The organism is Parabacteroides sp. AF19-14, assembly GCF_003635485.1.
Taxonomy (GTDB): domain Bacteria; phylum Bacteroidota; class Bacteroidia; order Bacteroidales; family Tannerellaceae; genus Parabacteroides; species Parabacteroides distasonis.
Genome location: NZ_QTMJ01000052.1, coordinates 1 through 338, shown reverse-complemented (window position 1 = coordinate 338; position 338 = coordinate 1). Strand labels below are relative to the sequence as shown.

The window sequence follows — 338 nt, the reverse complement described above, 5'->3', positions numbered from 1 at the left end:
GTGCAGTCACTTTTTTCGATACGTGGAATATTGTATGCTTCATTCTTCGGCTTCATTTTTTTAAAAGGAATTGCAGATGTTTCTTCCGGTGTGTCGATAGGCGGCTGACCATATTTTCGGAATGTGCCATGCTTGCTGTCTAACCGGTTGTTTTTTGCATCCTTTCCAAACCTGTTGCTGATTTTCAAGTTTTGTCTTTTTCATATCATTTTTTAGGGAAGTCAAATCATTTTCCGTTGCAAATATAGATTGTTGCTAACCCCTTTTACGGGGATAAGGGGACGATTCACAAACACCACGTTGTTATTCGTCTGAAATCTTCCTTTTTTTGCCTTGCA

The 338-nt window shown here is 39.1% G+C and carries 1 protein-coding gene; it reads right to left on the bottom strand.

Annotated features, from left to right (window positions below; translation table 11 throughout):
* Positions 1 to 188, bottom strand: a 188-nt coding sequence (locus DWX33_RS23025; RefSeq protein ID WP_233570225.1) for a hypothetical protein, incomplete at its 3' end; no start/stop codon positions are given.
* Between the last annotated feature and the right edge of the window lie 150 nt (positions 189 to 338).